At 68.6% G+C, this 17211-nt stretch carries 12 protein-coding genes; 8 read left to right on the forward strand and 4 right to left on the reverse strand.

Annotated elements, in window-relative coordinates; genetic code table 11:
- The first annotated feature begins 85 nt into the window (after positions 1 to 85).
- The 8 genes from EV685_RS16270 (at position 86) to EV685_RS16305 (ending at position 12253) form a co-directional block, all read left to right on the forward strand.
- On the forward strand, positions 86 to 3673 hold the full coding sequence (locus tag EV685_RS16270; RefSeq protein WP_130483098.1) for a hybrid sensor histidine kinase/response regulator: 3588 nt from the start codon (positions 86 to 88) through the stop codon (positions 3671 to 3673).
- Complete coding sequence (locus EV685_RS16275; RefSeq protein WP_130483099.1) at positions 3666 to 4628, forward strand: response regulator transcription factor; 963 nt, start codon at positions 3666 to 3668, stop codon at positions 4626 to 4628. Before EV685_RS16270 ends, EV685_RS16275 begins: the two co-directional genes overlap by 8 nt.
- Before the next feature lie 292 nt (positions 4629 to 4920).
- On the forward strand, positions 4921 to 6198 hold the full coding sequence (gene urtA / locus EV685_RS16280) for an urea ABC transporter substrate-binding protein (protein WP_242615628.1): 1278 nt from the start codon (positions 4921 to 4923) through the stop codon (positions 6196 to 6198).
- 168 nt (positions 6199 to 6366) lie between these two features.
- Complete coding sequence (urtB, locus tag EV685_RS16285; protein ID WP_130483100.1) at positions 6367 to 7965, forward strand: urea ABC transporter permease subunit UrtB; 1599 nt, start codon at positions 6367 to 6369, stop codon at positions 7963 to 7965.
- A 149-nt stretch (positions 7966 to 8114) separates the two neighbouring features.
- The gene (gene urtC / locus EV685_RS16290; protein WP_130483381.1) at positions 8115 to 9221 is read left to right on the forward strand and encodes an urea ABC transporter permease subunit UrtC; all 1107 of its coding nucleotides are present in this window, start codon (positions 8115 to 8117) and stop codon (positions 9219 to 9221) included.
- Positions 9218 to 10108 carry an urea ABC transporter ATP-binding protein UrtD gene (urtD, locus tag EV685_RS16295; protein WP_130483101.1) on the forward strand — a complete coding sequence of 297 codons (891 nt, stop codon included), beginning with the start codon at positions 9218 to 9220 and terminating at the stop codon, positions 10106 to 10108. The genes urtC and urtD overlap by 4 nt, the downstream gene beginning before the upstream one ends.
- 10 nt (positions 10109 to 10118) lie before the next feature.
- On the forward strand, positions 10119 to 10811 hold the full coding sequence (urtE, locus tag EV685_RS16300; RefSeq protein ID WP_130483102.1) for an urea ABC transporter ATP-binding subunit UrtE: 693 nt from the start codon (positions 10119 to 10121) through the stop codon (positions 10809 to 10811).
- A gap of 95 nt (positions 10812 to 10906) precedes the next feature.
- Entirely contained in the window at positions 10907 to 12253 is a 1347-nt protein-coding gene (locus tag EV685_RS16305; protein WP_130483103.1) for a BaiN/RdsA family NAD(P)/FAD-dependent oxidoreductase, read from the forward strand.
- 61 nt (positions 12254 to 12314) lie between these two features.
- Here EV685_RS16305 and EV685_RS21055 read toward each other — a convergent pair whose 3' ends face one another.
- From EV685_RS21055 to EV685_RS16325, 4 genes are all read right to left on the reverse strand, one after another.
- Positions 12315 to 13019 (reverse strand): PEP-CTERM sorting domain-containing protein, encoded by a 705-nt coding sequence (locus EV685_RS21055; protein WP_242615629.1) that lies wholly within the window; start codon positions 13017 to 13019, stop codon positions 12315 to 12317.
- Positions 13020 to 13269: 250 nt separating this feature from the next.
- Complete coding sequence (locus EV685_RS16315; protein ID WP_207224850.1) at positions 13270 to 13983, reverse strand: PEPxxWA-CTERM sorting domain-containing protein; 714 nt, start codon at positions 13981 to 13983, stop codon at positions 13270 to 13272.
- A gap of 314 nt (positions 13984 to 14297) precedes the next feature.
- Complete coding sequence (locus tag EV685_RS16320) at positions 14298 to 15152, reverse strand: urease accessory protein UreD (RefSeq protein WP_130483104.1); 855 nt, start codon at positions 15150 to 15152, stop codon at positions 14298 to 14300.
- 588 nt (positions 15153 to 15740) lie between these two features.
- Positions 15741 to 17183 (reverse strand): FAD-binding oxidoreductase, encoded by a 1443-nt coding sequence (locus tag EV685_RS16325; protein ID WP_130483105.1) that lies wholly within the window; start codon positions 17181 to 17183, stop codon positions 15741 to 15743.
- Between the last annotated feature and the right edge of the window lie 28 nt (positions 17184 to 17211).

A 17211-nucleotide genomic window follows, 5' to 3' on the forward strand; every position in this document is an offset into this window, starting at 1 on the left:
GCCCGCTGCTGGTGCGGAAATTGCAAAGGTCATCGATCCGCCCCGTCGATCCGATCCCGCCCGCCCGCCAGCCCTGCCGCCGCCGATGTCCGCACCGCCCCTTGCCGACCTGGATGACGCCGCCGCCCCGCCGCAGCGCGTCATCAAGGTCCGGCGCGACTACAACAGCTGGGTCGCCAGCGAGACGCTGGAGGACTACGCGCTGCGCTTCACGCCGCGCAGCGCCCGGCGCTGGGGCATCGGCCGGGTCGCCAACACCGCCTTCGGGGGCGCGTCATCCTTTCTGGTGCTGGAGGCGGTCGGCGCGACCCTGCTGGTGCAGCACGGCTTCGTCAACGCGGCGCTGGCCATCCTGGCGACCGCGCTGGTGATCGCGCTGGCCGGCATCCCCATCAGCGTCTACGCCGCCCGCCACGGCCTGGACATGGACCTGCTGACCCGCGGCGCGGGCTTTGGCTACATCGGCTCGACGTTGACCTCGTTGATCTATGCGAGCTTCACCTTCATCTTCTTTGCGCTCGAAGCGGCCGTCATGGCCTATGCGCTCGAACTGGCCTTCGACATCCCGCCGGCCTGGGGCTACCTGATCTGCGCGCTGGTGGTGATCCCGCTGGTCACGCACGGCGTCACGCTGATCAGCCGGCTGCAGGTCTGGAGCCAGCCGATCTGGTTGCTGATGCTGCTGCTGCCCTATGCCTACGTGTTCGCGCGCAACCCCGGCCTGCTTGACGAGCTGCGCGCCTACGGCGGAGAGCGCGGCCTGACCCACTTCGACGGCCTGGCCTTCGGCTCGGCCATGACGGTGGGCATCGCGCTGATCACGCAGATGGGCGAGCAGGCCGACTACCTGCGCTTCATGCCCGAGCGCACGCGCGAGAACCGCGTCCGCTGGTGGGCCGGCACGCTGGTCGGCGGCATCGGCTGGATCGTGCCGGGCGTGCTCAAGATGCTGGGCGGTGCGCTGCTGGCCAGCCTGGCGATCGGCCATTCGGTGCCGACCGAACGGGCGGTCGACCCCAACCAGATGTACCTGGCGGCCTATGAATACGTCTTCCCGAACTACGCCTGGGCGGTGGCCGCCACGGCGCTGTTCGTGGTGGTGTCGCAGCTCAAGATCAACGTCACCAACGCCTATGCCGGCTCGCTGGCCTGGAGCAACTTCTTCTCGCGCGTGGCGCACAGCCACCCGGGGCGGGTGGTCTGGATGCTGTTCAACATCCTGATCGCGCTGGTGCTGATGGAGCTGGACGTCTTCCAGGCGCTCGGCGGCGTGCTGGGGCTCTACAGCAACCTCGCCATCAGCTGGCTGATGGCGGTGGTCGCCGACCTCGTCATCAACAAGCCGCTGGGCCTGTCGCCGCGCGGCATCGAGTTCCGGCGGGCCTACCTCTACGACATCAACCCGGTGGGCGTCGGTGCGATGGTGCTGGCCTCGCTGCTGTCGGTGGCGGCCTACCTGGGTCTTTTCGGGCCCTGGGCGCAGGCCTGGTCGGCGGCGATCGCGCTGGTGACCGCCTGCCTCGCCTCACCGCTGATCGCCTGGGCGACCGGCGGTCGTTATTACATCGCCCGGCCGCAGCCCGCCTCGTGTGCCGGGGCCTGCGGCGGCGAGGCCTGTCCGGCCGGGTCTTACCAGCGACTCGCCAGCATCGCCCGCTGCAGCATTTGCGAGCGTGAATACGAGGGCGACGACATGGCCGCCTGCCCGGCCTATGGCGGGCCGATCTGCTCGCTGTGCTGCACGCTGGACGCGCGCTGCAACGACCTGTGCAAGCCCCACGCCCGCCTGTCGGTGCAATGGAGCGCGGCCCTGCGGCGCCTGCTGCCGCGCAGCATCTGGCCCTATCTGGACAAAGGCCTGGGCCATTTCGTGCTGCTGATGGTGGTCGTCGTGCCGCTGCTCGGGCTGATGTTCGGCGTGCTGTACCACCAGGAGCTGCGCTCGCTGGAGGCTCAGGGCCTGAGCCTGTCGACCGACCTCTGGACGGGTCTGCGCGACGGTCTGCGGGCCGGCTACGTCAAGGCCTATGCCGCCCTGCTGCTGGCCGCTGGCGTGGTGGCCTGGTGGCTGGTGCTGGCGCACCAGAGCCGCGTGGTGGCGCAGGAAGAATCGAACCGCCAGACCGAGGCCCTGCACCAGCAGACCGTGGCGCTGCAGCGCGAGATCGCCTCGCACCGCCAGACCGATCTGGCCTTGCAGGACGCCAAGGCCGTGGCCGATGCGGCGCGCGCCCAGGCCGAGGCCGCCAACGGTGCCAAGACCCGCTACATCACCGCCATCAGCCATGAGCTGCGCACGCCGCTGAACTCCATCCTCGGCTATGCCCAGTTGCTCGAAGAGGACGAGGCCATGCCGGCGCACCGGCGTCAGGCGGTGGGCGTGATCCGGCGTGGTGGCGACCATCTGCTGTCGCTGATCGAGGGCACGCTGGACCTCGCCCGCATCGAAGGCGGCAAGCTCGCGCTGCAGTCCCGGCCGATGCGCTTTGCCGACACGCTGGGCGAGATCGCCCGGCTGTTCGAGCTGCAGGCCGCCTCCAAGGGCATCGCCTTCCGCAGCGAGTTCGACGCCCACCTGCCGGCCGTCGTGCGGGCCGACGAGCGACGGCTGCGCCAGATCCTCATCAACCTGGTCGGCAATGCCGTCAAGTTCACGAGCCGCGGCCAGGTCGTGCTGCGGGTCCAGCATGCCCGCGAGATCGCCCGCTTCGAGATCATCGACTCCGGCCCCGGCATGGACGCGGCCGAGCTGGAGCGGGTCTTCGAGCCCTTCGAGCGTGGCTCGGCGGCGGGTGCCACCTCGGGCAGTGGCACCGGCCTGGGCCTGACCATCAGCCGCATGCTGACCGCCTTGATGGGCGGCGAGATGACGGTGCAGAGCACACCCGGCGTGGGCACCACCTTCCGGCTGACCCTGTTCCTGCCGGCGCTGGCCGACGATGCCGCGCTGCCGCGCGAGCAGGTGCCACAGCGCATCGGCCAGCGCGGCCGGCCGCGCCGCATCCTGGTGGTCGACAACGAGGAGGCCGACCGCGGCCTGCTGCTGTCGATGCTGGCGCCGCTGGGCTTCGATCTGCGCCAGGCCGCCAGTGGCGAGGACGCGCTGGCGCTGCTGGCCACGCTGGCGCCGCATGAGCGGCCCGAGGCCGTTTTCATGGACCTCGCCATGCCTGGCATCGACGGCTGGGAGACGCTGCGCCGGCTGCAGCGCGACTGGCCGGTGGGCACGCCGCTGCCGGCTCGCGCCATCGTCTCGGCCAATGCCTTTGACCAGGCGCTGGACAACGACGTGGGCATCACGCCGGCCGACTTCTTCGTCAAGCCGGTGCGCCTGCACGAGCTGCTCGACTGGCTGGGTCGCCAGCTGGCGATCGACTGGGTCGACGCACCCAAGCCGACCGGCACACCGGTCTTGGCTGGCTCATCGACAGAGCCCGCTGCCGCTGCGCCGGCCTTGGCGCCCGACGCCGACCTGAGCACCTTGCGTGAAGCCTTGACGCTGGGCTACCAGCGTGGCGTGCTGCGCGCGCTCGATGCCCTGCAGCAGGCCCAGCCGCAGGCCGCGCCGCTGATCGAGCGCTGGCGCAGCCTGACCCGCAGCTTCCAGCTCGACACGCTGGTGCGAGAGGTGTCGTCCACCACCCCCAACCTGGAAGACGCCCGCCGTGCTTGACCGCAACGCCAGCGACATCGTGCTGATCGTCGACGACGTGCCCGACAACCTCGCCGTGCTGCACGATGCGCTTGACGAGTCCGGCTACACCGTGCTGGTGGCGACCAATGGCGCGGACGCCATCGCGCGCGCCGTGCAGGCGCGTCCGCATGTCGTGCTGCTCGATGCGGTCATGCCTGGCATGGACGGCTTCGAGGTCGCCCGCCGCCTCAAGGCCGATGCGGCGACCGCCCACATCCCCATCGTCTTCATGACCGGTCTGACCGAGACCGAACATGTGGTGGCCGCGTTTGCGGCCGGTGGCTGCGACTACGTCACCAAGCCGATTCGAGCCCGCGAGGTGCTGGCCCGCATCGCCGCCCACCTGCACACTGCGCGCGAACAGCGGCTGGCGCGCAATGCGCTCGATGCCTTCGGTCATGCCAGCCTGGTGGTGCGCCTGGTCGACGGCCGCATCCTCTGGCAGACCGCGCTGGCGCGGCAGATGCTGGCCGATGCGGCCGATGTGGCCGATCCCGCCAGCGGCGAGGCGCGCCGTGCACCCGTCGACCTGCTGGCCTGGCTGCAGCGCGAGGCTCATCGGGTGAGCCAGACCGATGCGGCCGGCAACGTCCCGCAGGCCCTCCCGCTGGATCTTGAACTCGGTGCCCGACGGCTGCGCTGCAGCCTGCAGGAGGCCACCGGCGACGGCGAGTGGCTGGTGGTGCTGCGCGAGTCCGACGACGCCGCCGCGCTGGAGGCGCTGGTGCTGGCCTTTCGCGTCACCCGGCGCGAGGCCGAGGTGCTGCTGTGGCTCTGCCGGGGCAAGACCAACCGCGACATCGGCGAGATCCTCGGCGCCAGCGCGGCGACGGTGAAGAAGCACCTGGAACACGTCTACGAGAAGCTGGGCGTGGAGACCCGCAACGCCGCAGCGGCGGTGGCGATCGGCAAGGTGCCGCAGCTGGGGCGGTGAACGGCCGTCGCCCGATGGCGACGGATCACCCGCTCACCCGCTCACCCACTCACCCACTCACCCACTCACCCACTCACCCACTCACCCACTCACCCGCCGCGAGGCTTTGCGCCGGGCTGTGCGGCGTGTTTGGCGGCGTGTCGGGCGGCGTGTCGGGATGCGCCCACCTACGCCATCCGGCGTATGGGCGCCAAGCGTGACGCTGAGCACACTTCATCTCAGTCGCCGAAGACCTCGGTGCACGGATTCCTTCCCCAGCCCTCAACGCCCTCAACGACCCGGAGCTACTCCCATGCAAACCACCCGTCGCACGTTCGCCAAGACGCTCAGCGCTGTGTCGCTCGGCGTCGCCGCCCTGAGCCTGCCGCTGTTCGCGCAGGCCGCCGACACCATCAAGGTCGGCATCCTGCACTCGCTGTCGGGCACGATGGCCATTTCCGAGACGGTCCTCAAGGACGTCGCCCTGATGACCATCGACGAGATCAACGCCAAGGGTGGCGTGCTCGGCAAGAAGCTCGAACCCGTCATCGTCGACCCGGCCTCGAACTGGCCGCTGTTCGCCGAGAAGGCCAAGCAGCTGATCGACCAGGACAAGGTCGCCGCCGTGTTCGGCTGCTGGACCTCGGTGTCGCGCAAGTCGGTGCTGCCGGTCTTCGAAGAGAAGAACTCGCTGCTGTTCTACCCCGTCCAGTACGAAGGTGAAGAGCTGTCCAAGAACGTGTTCTACACCGGTGCCGCGCCCAACCAGCAGGCCATTCCGGCGGTCGAATACCTGATGAGCAAGGACGGCGGTTCGGCCAAGCGCTTCGTGCTGCTGGGCACCGACTACGTCTACCCGCGCACGACCAACAAGATCCTGCGCGCCTTCCTGAAGGCCAAGGGCATCCCCGAGTCCGACATCATCGAGGAGTACACCCCCTTCGGCCATGCCGACTACCAGTCGATCATCGCCAAGATCAAGAAGTTCGCCTCCGAAGGCAAGAAGACCGCCGTCGTCTCGACCATCAACGGCGACTCGAACGTGCCCTTCTACAAGGAACTGGGCAACCAGGGCCTGAAGGCGACCGACGTGCCGGTGGTGGCCTTCTCGGTGGGTGAGGAAGAGCTGCGCGGCGTCGACACCAAGCCGCTGGTCGGCCACCTGGCCGCCTGGAACTACTTCATGAGCGTCAAGAGCCCGGCCAACACCGAGTTCGTCAAGAAGTGGAGCGAGTACGCCAAGGCCAAGGGCATCGCCGGCCACAAAGACAAGCCGCTGACCAATGACCCGATGGAGGCCACCTACATCGGCCTGCACATGTGGGCCCAGGCCGTCGCCAAGGCCAAGACGACCGACACCGACAAGGTCATCGCCGCGATGGCTGGCCAGACCTTCCAGGCGCCGGGCGGCTTCGTCTCGACGATGGACAAGGAAAACCACCACCTGCACAAGCCGGTGTTCATCGGCGAGGTGAAGGCCGACGGCCAGTTCAACGTCGTGTGGAAGACCAAGGGCCCGGTCCAGGCCGATCCGTGGAGCGACTTCATTGCCGAGAACAAGGGCAAGAAGAACGTGCCGGAAAAGAAGTAACCCCCCCTACCGCAGCGCAGCTGCGGCCCCCCCAAGGGGGGGCGGGATGAGTGGACCGGCGGAGCCGGATCCACCATCCCCGCTGGTGGAGCGCCAGGGCCTTTGGGCCCGGCGCCTTTTTTCGGTTGTTCGATTTTGCGCTGGGTGGATGGCGCTCAAGGTTGATTCATGGTGCTGCGCAAGCTGTTGTCGGTGGCTCAGGTGCTGAGCCTGTGGCTGGTGCTGTCGGGAGGCTCGCATGCCTTGACGGCGCAGCAGGCTTTGACGATCGCGGCGGGGGAGACCGATGAGCGGATCGCGGCACTGAATGCGGCGGCTGGCGAGGGTGATCCGGCGCTGGCGGCGTTTGTGCAAGCGATGCTGGACGATGGCGTCAAGGTCGATGCGCAGCAGGCCTATGTCGTGCGCGAGGGCAAGACCTTCGTGGCTGGCACCGACACCGAGGCGACGCCGCCGGTCGATGCCGAGGATGTCGTCAACAACAACCGCATGCGTGGCGCGCTGGAAGCGGCGCTGGGCGTGCTCAAGCTGGTCTCGCCGGACGTGACGGTGCGCGCCGCTGCGCTGACGGAACTGGCCCGCAACCCGCTGGACGAGGCGCAGCTGCCGATGATCGAGAAGGCCTATGCGGCCGAGACCGATGCGGCGCTGAAGGCCCGTCTGGAGAACCTGCGTGCGACGCTGCTGGTCAGCGTCGCCGATCCGGCCCGCCGGCTGGAGGCCGCGACCGCGCTGGGTGCCAGCGCCGAGTCGGGCGTCAAGAGCCTGTTGCAGGAACGCCTGGCCGCCGGGGTCGAGACCGATCCCGCCGTGCGTGTGGCGCTGCTGAAGTCGCTCGCATCGGTCGAGTCCCGGCTGGCCTGGGGCGAACGGCTGGGCGTCGTCTTCACTGGCATCAGCCTGGGCTCGATCCTGCTGCTGGTGGCCCTGGGTCTGGCCATCACCTATGGCCTGATGGGCGTCATCAACATGGCCCACGGCGAGCTGATGATGATCGGCGCCTATGCCACCTATGTGGTGCAGAACGCCTTCCGGGCCTGGCTGCCCGATCTCTTCGATGCCTATGTGCTGGTCGCCATTCCGGTGTCCTTCCTGAGCGCCGCGCTGGTCGGTGCGGTGCTCGAGCGCAGCGTCATCCGCTGGCTATATGGCCGGCCGCTGGAGACACTGCTGGCGACCTGGGGCATCAGCCTGATGCTGATGCAGGCGGTGCGTTCGCTGTTCGGGGCGCAGAACGTCGCGGTCGAGAACCCGGCCTGGCTGTCGGGCGGCGTGCAGGTGGCGTCCAACCTGATCCTGCCCTTCAACCGCCTGGCCATCGTCGCCTTCGCGTTCCTGGTGCTGGGCGGCGTGGCGCTGATGATCTCGCGCACCCGGCTCGGCCTGTTCGTGCGCGGCGTGACGCAGAACCGCCGCATGGCGTCCTGCATGGGCGTCAACACCGCCCGCATCGACACCTATGCCTTCTCGCTCGGCGCGGGCATCGCCGGTCTGGCCGGCTGCGCGCTGAGCCAGGTCGGCAACGTCGGCCCGGACCTGGGTCAGGGCTACATCGTCGACGCCTTCATGGTGGTCGTCACCGGCGGTGTCGGCCAGCTCGCCGGCACGGTCTATGCGGCCCTGGGCCTGGGTGTGCTCAACAAGTTCCTCGAAGGATTTGCCGGCGCGGTGCTGGCCAAGATCATGGTGCTGGTGTGCATCGTGGTGTTCATCCAGAAGCGTCCGCAAGGCCTGTTCGCGATGAAGGGGCGGTCGGCCGAGGCGTGACATGACCCACCCCCTACGCGCCGCGCGCGCCCCCTCAAGGGGGCACCACCGGTGGCCCGGCGAAGCCGGATCCACGGTGGTTGCTGGACAAGAACGAGGACTGTGAGCCGGGATCGGCCATGCGAGACGGAGTGAATGACGTGACGACGATGACTTTGGGATTGCCCAGCCCGCGACGCGGCCTGCTGCTGGGCGTGCGCGGCTGGACCGCCGTGCTGACCGCGCTGATCGTCGTGGTCGTGCTGGTGCCGCTGCTCAATCTGGTGGTGCCCGAAGGCAGCCTGTTCCACCTGAGCGAGTTCCACGTCCAGCTGGTCGGCAAGATCATGTGCTACGCCATCTGCGCGCTGGCGATGGACCTGATCTGGGGCTACACCGGCATCCTGTCGCTGGGCCATGGCCTGTTCTTCGCGCTCGGCGGCTACGGCATGGGCATGTACCTGATGCGCCAGATCGGCCGCGACGGCAACTACCAGAGCGACCTGCCGGACTTCATGGTCTTCCTCGACTGGAAGGCGCTGCCCTGGCACTGGACCTTCAGCGACAGCTTCCTCGCCCAGCTCATCTTGCTGCTGCTGGTGCCGGGCCTGCTGGCCTTCGTGTTCGGCTTCTTCGCCTTCCGCTCGCGCATCAAGGGCGTGTACTTCTCGATCATCACGCAGGCGATGACCTTCGCCGCGATGCTGCTGTTCTTCCGCAACGAGACCGGCTTCGGTGGCAACAACGGCTTCACCGACTTCAAGCGCATCCTGGGCGTGCCCATCGCGCTGCCGGGCACGCGGGTCTTCCTGTTCGTGCTGACGGGGCTGACGCTGATCGGCTTCTTCCTGATGGCGCGCGCCATCGTCAACAGCAAGTACGGCCGGGTGCTGCAGGCCATCCGCGACGCCGAGTCGCGGGTGATGTTCACCGGCTACGACCCGCTGGCCTACAAGCTGGGCATCTGGACCTTGAGCGCGGTGATGTGCGCGGTGGCCGGTGCGCTCTATGTGCCGCAGGTCGGCATCATCAACCCCGGCGAGATGAGCCCGGCCGCATCGATCGAGATCGCGATCTGGGCGGCGGTCGGTGGCCGCGCGACGCTGATCGGCCCGATCGTCGGCGCCTTCTTCGTCAACGGCGCGAAGAGCTGGTTCACGCAGGTCTTCCCCGAGTTCTGGCTCTACTTCCTGGGCGCGCTGTTCATCGCGGTGACGCTGTTCCTGCCACAGGGCATCGTCGGCCTGTTCAACAAGATCAAGGAGCGCCGCGCATGACGCCGGACCTGATGGAGGACCGCGCGCTGGCGCGTGTCGAACACGCGGCCAAGCTCGCCTCGACCAGCGGCAAGACCGAGTCCGGTGGCCGCAGTGCCTCGTATGGTCGTCTGCACCGCGCCGGCTCGGTGGACTTCACGCACGGCGTGGCGCTCTACCTGGACGACATCACGGTCAGCTTCGACGGCTTCAAGGCCCTCAACAACCTGAGCCTGAGCATCAACGTCGGCGAGCTGCGCTGCATCATCGGCCCGAACGGCGCGGGCAAGACGACCATGATGGACGTCATCACCGGCAAGACCCGGCCGGACGCGGGCCGCGCGTCCTTTGGCTCGACCATCGACCTGCTGCGTCTGCGCGAGAACGAAATCGCCCAGATCGGCATCGGCCGCAAGTTCCAGAAGCCCACGGTCTACGAGGAGCTCAGCGTGTTCGAGAACCTCGAACTCGCCCTGGCCGCAGACCGTCGCGCCCGCGCCAGCCTGTTCCACCGCCTGAGCGGCGAGCAGCTCGACCGCATCGGCGAGGTCATCACGCTGATCCACCTGAAGACCGAGGCCCAGCGCACCGCCGGCCTGTTGAGCCACGGCCAGAAGCAGTGGCTGGAGATCGGCATGCTGCTGATGCAGGACCCCAAGCTGCTGCTGCTCGACGAGCCGGTCGCTGGCATGACCGACGAGGAGACCGAGCGCACCGCCGAGCTCTTCCTGTCGCTCGAAGGCCAGCATTCGCTGGTGGTGGTCGAACACGACATGAAGTTCGTCGACCAGCTCACCGAAGGTCGCAAGACGGTGACGGTGCTGCATGAGGGCAGCGTGCTGGCCGAGGGCAAGTTGGCGGACGTGCAGGCCAATGAGAAGGTCGTCGAGGTCTACCTCGGCCGATGAGAGAACACACATGCTGAAGGTCGAAGGACTCAACCAGTACTACGGCGGCTCGCACATCCTGCGCGGGCTGGGCTTCGAGGCGAAGCTGGGCGAGGTCACCGTCGTGCTCGGCCGCAACGGTGTCGGCAAGACGACCTTGCTCAAGAGCCTGATGGGCGTCGTGCCGATCAAGACGGGCTCGGTGTCGCTCGACGGCGCCGACATCTCGCGCGACACGCCCTACGAGCGGGTGCGCAAGGGCGTTGGCTACGTGCCGCAAGGCCGCGAGATCTTCGGCCGGCTGACGGTCGAAGACAACCTGCGCATGGGCCTGGCCTACAAGAGCGGCAGCACGCCGATCCCGGCCGAGCTGTTCGAGCTGTTTCCCGTGCTCAAGCAGATGATCCACCGCCGTGGCGGTGACCTGTCGGGCGGCCAGCAGCAGCAGCTGGCCATTGCGCGGGCGCTGGCGGCGGGGCCCAAGCTGCTGATCCTCGACGAGCCGACCGAGGGCATCCAGCCCAGCATCATCAAGGACATCGGCCGCGTCATCCGCATGCTGGCCGACCGTAAAACCATGGCCATCGTGCTGGTCGAACAGTTCTACGACTTCGCCGCCGAACTGGCCGACCAGTACCTGGTGATGGAACGCGGCGAGATCATCGCCAGCGGCCGTGGCCACGAGATGGAAGCCAAGGGTGTGCGCCAGCTGATGTCGATCTGACGTCCCTTTGACGTCGCTTTGACGTCGATCCGATCGGCCTTCCTGCGCGTTCGGGGTGTGTCAGCTGACAGGCGGCGCGTAGACTCGCGCGCCTCATGAGCCCAGCGACAGCACCCCCTTCCACCGCCCCGGCACCTGCTGCCCTGGCGCCCCGCGTGATCGTCGTCGGCGCTGGCCCGGCCGGCCTGATGGCCGCCGAGGTCCTGGCCGCCGCCGGCCTGCAGGTTGACGTCTACGACGCCATGCCCTCGGTTGGCCGCAAGTTCCTGCTGGCCGGCAAGGGCGGTCTCAACCTGACCCACGCCGAACCGGCCGCTCACTTCATCGCCCGCTACGGCGCCCACGCCGACCAGGTCGAGCCCTGGCTGCAGGCCTTCGATGCCGACGCCATCCGCGCCTGGGCCGCCGGCCTGGGCATCAAGACCTTCGTGGGCAGCTCCGGCAAGGTCTTCCCGGCGGAGATGAAGGCCGCGCCGCTGCTGCGCGCCTGGCTGCACCGGTTGCGCCTGGCGGGTGTGCGCTTCCACATGCGGCAACGCTGGCAGGGCGAGCTGAAGGCACGTGAGCCACAAGCTGGCGGCGGCTGGACGCTGGCCTTCCAGGGCCCGGACGCCCTCACCACCGTCGACGCGGATGCCGTCCTGCTCGCCCTGGGCGGCGCGAGCTGGGCACGGCTCGGCAGCGACGGCGCCTGGCTGCCGTGGCTGCAGGCGTCCGGCGTGGCCTGCGCACCGCTGCTGCCGTCCAACTGCGGCTTCGACATCGGCTGGAGCGCCCACCTGGCCGAACGCCATGCCGGCACGCCGCTGAAGAACGTGGTGCTGCGTGTGCCCGGTCCGGACGACGACAGCCCGGCCTTCGAGCGGATGGGCGAGGCGGTCATCTCGGCCACCGGCCTCGAAGGCTCGCTGGTGTACGCCGCCAGCAGCCTGCTGCGCGATCGCATCGGTGCCCACGGCCATGGCGACTTCAACCTGGACCTGCTGCCACACCGCCGCGAGGCCGACCTGGCCCAGGCGCTGGCCAAGGGGCGGGGCAGCCGCTCCTGGCCCAACCACCTCAAGGAACAGACGGGCCTGAGTGGCGCCCCTGCCGCCTTGCTGCGCGAGGGCCTGGACGCGGCCGGCTGGGCCGCGCTGTGCGCCGACCCGGCGGCGGTGGCACAGCGCATCAAGCGCCTGCCGCTGCGGGCCGTGGCGACCCGCCCGATCGACGAGGCCATCAGCACGGCCGGTGGCGTGCGGGTGGGGCCCGATGCCGACCACGGCGCCGATCCCACCCTGATGCTGCGCGCGCTGCCCGGCGTCTACGTGGCCGGCGAGATGCTCGACTGGGAAGCGCCCACCGGCGGCTACCTGCTGAGCGCCTGCCTCGCCAGCGGCCGCTGGGCTGCCACGCATCTGTCGCAACGCCTGGCGCAACGCCAGTCGCCTGCGCCCTGACCTCCCCCAATGAGAAAGGCCTCCCGAAGGAGGCCTTTCACCACGCGGGGACCGGTGTCGATCAGGCCGTGCGGGCGCGGCGGCGACGCGACATGAAGCCGATGGCACCCAGGCCGGCCAGCAGCATGGCGTAGGACTCGGGTTCCGGGACGGCGGTGGTGATGGTGTTGGACATCACGCTGACGTTGTCGACCCAGGGGTTGAAGCCCTTGTATTCGATGCCGGCCATGCCTTCGAAGGCGACGCGGACGCGGGCGCCGTTGGCGTCGAAGCTGTAGATCGCCTGACCGCCGTTGCCGCTCAGCAGGCCGGGGGCAGAGTTGGACCACAAGGTGTCGGAGACGGCCCAGTCCCAGCCGATGCCCTGGGTGAAGGTCTGGAAGCCGAACTTCAGCAGTTCGACGTTGCCGACGGCGCCGGTACGCAGCGTGCGGTCGATGCCGTAGACGAAGTCCAGGTCGAGCAAGGTGCCCAAGGCGAAGGTGCCCAGGTTCTGCGAGAGGAAGCTGACGCCGGTGCCGGTGCCAGCCGTGCCGACGTCGAAGCGGGCGGCTAAGTTGGTCGCGCTGCGATTGAAGACCGAGATGTTGCTGTCGTTCCAGCCGCGCAGCGGGTCCGAGTTGGTGGTGCTCGGCGCGAACGTGCGGTTACCGACTTCCTGGTTCTGGTTGACGACGACCTGTGCCGATGCCGTCGTGGCCGACGAAGCCAAACCGATCAGCGCAATGGCCAGGGCCAGCGCGCGGTGCTTGATGTGAACTGCCATGTTGATGATCCTTGATTGCTGTTGGAGTCGGTCCGCGGGGACCGGCCTGTCGGGTTGTCGACAGGTTCCTGAAGAAACTGAAGGTCATCGTAGGAAGGCAGGTCTGGACCGACCATCACCTGAACAGGGTGTGCGCCGGCCGAGGTGGCCGGAAAACGAGACTTCCTGGGCACCGGACACACCATGAAAAACGGCGCCTCAGGCGCCGTTCAGCTTGGATCAGGTGGCGCGTGTCGCGCCGGGCCTCCGATCAGTCGTGCGACTGCTTGCGGCGGCGGGTCATGAAGCCGATCGCGCCGATGCCAGCCAGCATCATGGCGTAGGTGCTGGGCTCGGGCACGGGTGCGGTCTGGCCCTGCACCTGCAAGGTGGACACCGCGACGCTCTGCGCCGCCGCGCTCTCGCGGCCATAGACCAGCAACACCCGGTTGTAGGTCAGGCCCGTCAAGGCCGGATTGGCCGTCATCGTGAAGGATCGCGGCAACGAGCTCTGCGTGCCGCCGATGTTGAAGCTCATGCTCCCCACATAGGTGCCGTCCTTGGCCTTGTCATTGCCCGTGGCGACGGGCGTGGCGCTGTTGCCGTTGTAGAACTCCAGCCAGCCGTCCTGCGAGTCGCTCTGGCCACCGTTGAAGACGACGGTGACCGAGCTGAGCACGAAGCTGTCACGCGAGTAGAGGAAGGCGTAAGTGCCGTTGTCCGCTTCACCCGTTCCCAGCACGAAACGGCGCGGCGCGCTCGTCGTGGCTTGGACGGCGTGCCAGTTCGGGTTGTTGAAGCTGCCAAAAAACACCTGATCGACGATGGCCTGGCTGACCACCCCGGTCGCAAAGGTCTCGGCCGACACCGTGGCAGCCTGGCTGGCACCCGCACCGAACAAGGCCCCGGCGATCAGAAGTCCGGCGCCGGCGCGCTGCAGGGCCGTGGACATCCGGCGGGTGGTGTGCGGGGTGGTGGCGATCATGGTGTTCTCGTGGTTCTGCAGGTCATTTGCAAGTGCCGGTCGGTCTTGTTTCGGCCCTGCATCGGAAGAGGTCGGGTGGCCGGTCGGGCTGTCGGAACACTTCCTGGTCCCCGAGATTGCCTGCCACCGTGAAGCAACGATACACCTGATTACGGGGGTGATTTCCCATTTTTAAGGGGTGGTCAGACAGCAAAATGAATGCTTAATGAACCCGAAACCCGCAATGGGGCTACTCGCCCGTAGGGGCCGGGGGGGTGGGGGATCAGCACCGAGCGTGCGGGGCAAATCCCCCGATTGCGACTTTCAGCACAGATTCAGGTGGACCACACCCGTGGCGGGCTGGCGACGCGACCCCAGGCCAGCTCGCGCCAGATCGCCCAGACGGCTGCCAGCCGCTTCATCGCCGGCTCGACCCTGGGTGCGAGCACCCGCAAGACCAGGCAGGACGGCTGGGCAGCGCTGACGCCCGCTTGCAGCGCCAGGCCGGGCTCGTCCGGCCACTCGGCCAGACGGGTGCGGGCGGCGTCCAGCGCCTGATCGATCAGCGCCTTCGGGAAGGCCGTGCCAGACGCCAGCCAGAAGGTGCCCAGCACCCGCTGGCCGGCCCAGCCCAGGGGGCTGTCCAGCAGCGCGTGGTCGTCGGCCGACAGGCGGGCCTGTTCCAGCCAGACGCCGGGCAACTCGATGCGCTGCTCATAACTGCCGCGTCGCCAGGCCAGGTCAGCGGCCGGCAGGCCCAGGGCGAGCAGGTCCCAGCCCATCATCTGGGCGCCGGGGGCCAGTTCGAAGCGCATCTGGTTGTGGGCGATGCAGGCGTCGTAGGCGATGGTTTCGAGCGGCAACCATTCCAGCCGGGCGCCGTCGGCCAGCCGGGCCACCACACGCTGGGTCGCCGGCTCGCCGCCGCTGCGGTAGTAGCGGGTCGCGCCGGGCGTGGTGATCAGCGCGTGGCTGCCTTCGGCCAGGTCCAGGGCGACGTCCAGCGTGTCGCCACCGACCAGGCCACCGGGCGGGTGGACCAGCACGTGGTGGCAGACGGCGTCGCCCTCGGGATAGAGCCGCTGCAGCACCCGCAGCGGGCCGTCGTGGCGGTCGTGGGCCATCGTGCGCGGGGCGCTCGCGTGGGGGTCGAGGCGGTAATCGAGCCTCAGGTGGCCATGCCAGCTCATCGGAAGACTTTCACAGGACGGCGCACGCCGGGTGGCCGCGCGGGCCGGCAGTGTAGGCAGCCGGTGAGCGGTCGCGGGTCTGTAATCGAGTTACGGAACTCATGACGTCATGGTTACAAGGGCCTGTGGACAAGCCCCGTTCCAGGCCTGTGGATCAAACTTGTCCACAGGCTGTGTGTATCCCCATCGGACAGGGACAAGCATGTGGACAGCACCCGGTACAGCGTGCGGGAAGGCCGATCAACACGGGGCCGATAACGGATTGCCTCCGTTTTGAGCAGCACCCGCCGAGGGCGCTGAAAAAACGGTATGCGTCCATTTGTCAATGACTTGCACAAGTCAGTTCGAGCGATTGAAACCCGTGGGCCTGTGGACGACCGACGGGCCGGCCCGAGGCCGATCCGCCCTCCACACCGGGCAGGGACAAGCCTGGGGACAAGCGCAGGGTGGCGCGTGCAAGTGCTTGTCCGGCATGGGTTTTCCCTGGGTTGCCCGGGAAAGAGGCAGGTCCGGCACCGCACCGCGAAAATCTGCAAATGCGGCAAAAGTCAAGCGTGTCGGCCGCCGGTCAACCGGCCTTCACGGCCTTCAGAACGTCGGCAGCGTCGCCAGCACCGGCACCGTGGTGTCGGGCAGATCAACGCTCAGCAGGCGCTCACGTTCATCCCAGCCGCGCAGCTTGCCGGGGTTGAGAAGGCCCTGCGGATCGAAGCGCGCCTTGGTGGCGACGATCTCGGCGTTGATCGCCCCCTGCTTGCCGTCCTCGACCCGCCAGACATGCGGGTTGGCGATGCCCACGCCGTGGTCGCGGTGGACCTGCATGACGGCATCGAGCTGCGCGTCGTCGCGGTAGCGCAGCATCTGCAGGCCCGAGCAGGTCGGCAGGCCGTCGCGGTTGCGGATGAACTCCAGGTGCACCAGCAGCTCGTCGCCGAAGTGGCGCCGCAGCGCCCGCACTTGGTCCAGATGCCCGCCGGCCGGGAAGCCGCTCTGGATGTAGGTGATGGCCTTGTCGACCTTCAGCGCATGCAGCGTGGTGTGGTTCCAGGTCGTTTCGACCAGCGTGCGCTTGCTGGCGACAACCTCAGCGGCGCTCTGGCGCCAGCGGATGACGCCACCGTGCGCGGCGGCCAGTTCCTGCAAGGCCTGCTCACCCCACTCGGCCACCAGCACCGGTACGGCATGGCAGCCGGCCGGCAGGGCGCTGGACAGGTAGGGCAGGGCCTGGGCCAGCAGGGCGCAGACGGCGCTGTCGAACAGCGTGACGCTCTTCTTGACGATGCCCGGCTGGGCCGCGAAGGTGTCGGCGAAGACCAGCGCGGCGTCGAAGTCGTCGAAGCTGACGATGGCCTCCAGCCACGGGTGAGCCGGCGCCAGCGCCACCTCCAGCTCCAGCACGATGCCGTTGGTGCCGTAGACGTGGTGCAGCAGCAGGGCCTCGGGGGCGCGCAGCTCGATCAGGCGCGGCGTGGGCTCGATGGTGAGTGTGCGCACACCCAGCACGTTGCCGGTGGCCGCCAGCGGGCCGTGGTTGATCGAGCCGACACCGCCGAAGCCGCCGCCGTAGAGCCCGCCCAGCGTGGCCGAGCGGAAGGTGCTGGGCACGCAGCGCAGCTCCCAGCCGGACGGCCGCAGCTGGTCGTCCATCGCCCCCATGCGGATGCCGGCCTGGGCCCGGGCGACGCCGCCGCGCTGCCACAGCAGGGCGTTGAAGCCCGAGAGGTCCAGCAGCACGCCGCCACGCACCGGCGTGCACTGGCCGTAGTTGCCCGTCGCGCTGCCGCGCGGCGTCAGGGCCACGCCGTGGCGGGCACAGGCAGCGACCACGGCGACCACGCCCGCCTCGTCGGTCGGTCGGGCGACGGCTTCTGCGGTCTTGCCGGCCAGCTCGCGCGTCAGCACCGGGCTGAACCAGGCGAAGTCACGCGACAGGCGCTCGCGCCGGCCGGCGTCGGTCACCCAGTCGATGCCGGGGGTTTCGGCGATGACGGCCGACAGCGCGGCGGGGAGGTCGGTGGCAAGCTCGTTCATGGGTGCGTGTCCTTGGCGTTTCATGTCG

Source organism: Sphaerotilus mobilis, from assembly GCF_004216565.1.
Classification (GTDB): domain Bacteria; phylum Pseudomonadota; class Gammaproteobacteria; order Burkholderiales; family Burkholderiaceae_C; genus Sphaerotilus; species Sphaerotilus mobilis.

Excerpts from the sequence above, each read along its gene's own strand:
- EV685_RS16270 (WP_130483098.1), top strand. The coding sequence starts at position 86 with ATGTCCGCACCGCCCCTTGCCGACCTGGATGACGCCGCCGCCCCGCCG.
- urtA (WP_242615628.1), top strand. The coding sequence starts at position 4,921 with ATGCAAACCACCCGTCGCACGTTCGCCAAGACGCTCAGCGCTGTGTCG.
- urtB (WP_130483100.1), top strand. The coding sequence starts at position 6,367 with ATGGTGCTGCGCAAGCTGTTGTCGGTGGCTCAGGTGCTGAGCCTGTGG.
- urtC (WP_130483381.1), top strand. The coding sequence starts at position 8,115 with ATGACTTTGGGATTGCCCAGCCCGCGACGCGGCCTGCTGCTGGGCGTG.
- urtD (WP_130483101.1), top strand. The coding sequence starts at position 9,218 with ATGACGCCGGACCTGATGGAGGACCGCGCGCTGGCGCGTGTCGAACAC.
- urtE (WP_130483102.1), top strand. The coding sequence starts at position 10,119 with ATGCTGAAGGTCGAAGGACTCAACCAGTACTACGGCGGCTCGCACATC.
- EV685_RS16305 (WP_130483103.1), top strand. The coding sequence starts at position 10,907 with ATGAGCCCAGCGACAGCACCCCCTTCCACCGCCCCGGCACCTGCTGCC.
- EV685_RS21055 (WP_242615629.1), bottom strand. The coding sequence starts at position 13,019 with ATGGCAGTTCACATCAAGCACCGCGCGCTGGCCCTGGCCATTGCGCTG.
- EV685_RS16315 (WP_207224850.1), bottom strand. The coding sequence starts at position 13,983 with ATGATCGCCACCACCCCGCACACCACCCGCCGGATGTCCACGGCCCTG.
- EV685_RS16320 (WP_130483104.1), bottom strand. The coding sequence starts at position 15,152 with ATGAGCTGGCATGGCCACCTGAGGCTCGATTACCGCCTCGACCCCCAC.
- EV685_RS16325 (WP_130483105.1), bottom strand. The coding sequence starts at position 17,183 with ATGAACGAGCTTGCCACCGACCTCCCCGCCGCGCTGTCGGCCGTCATC.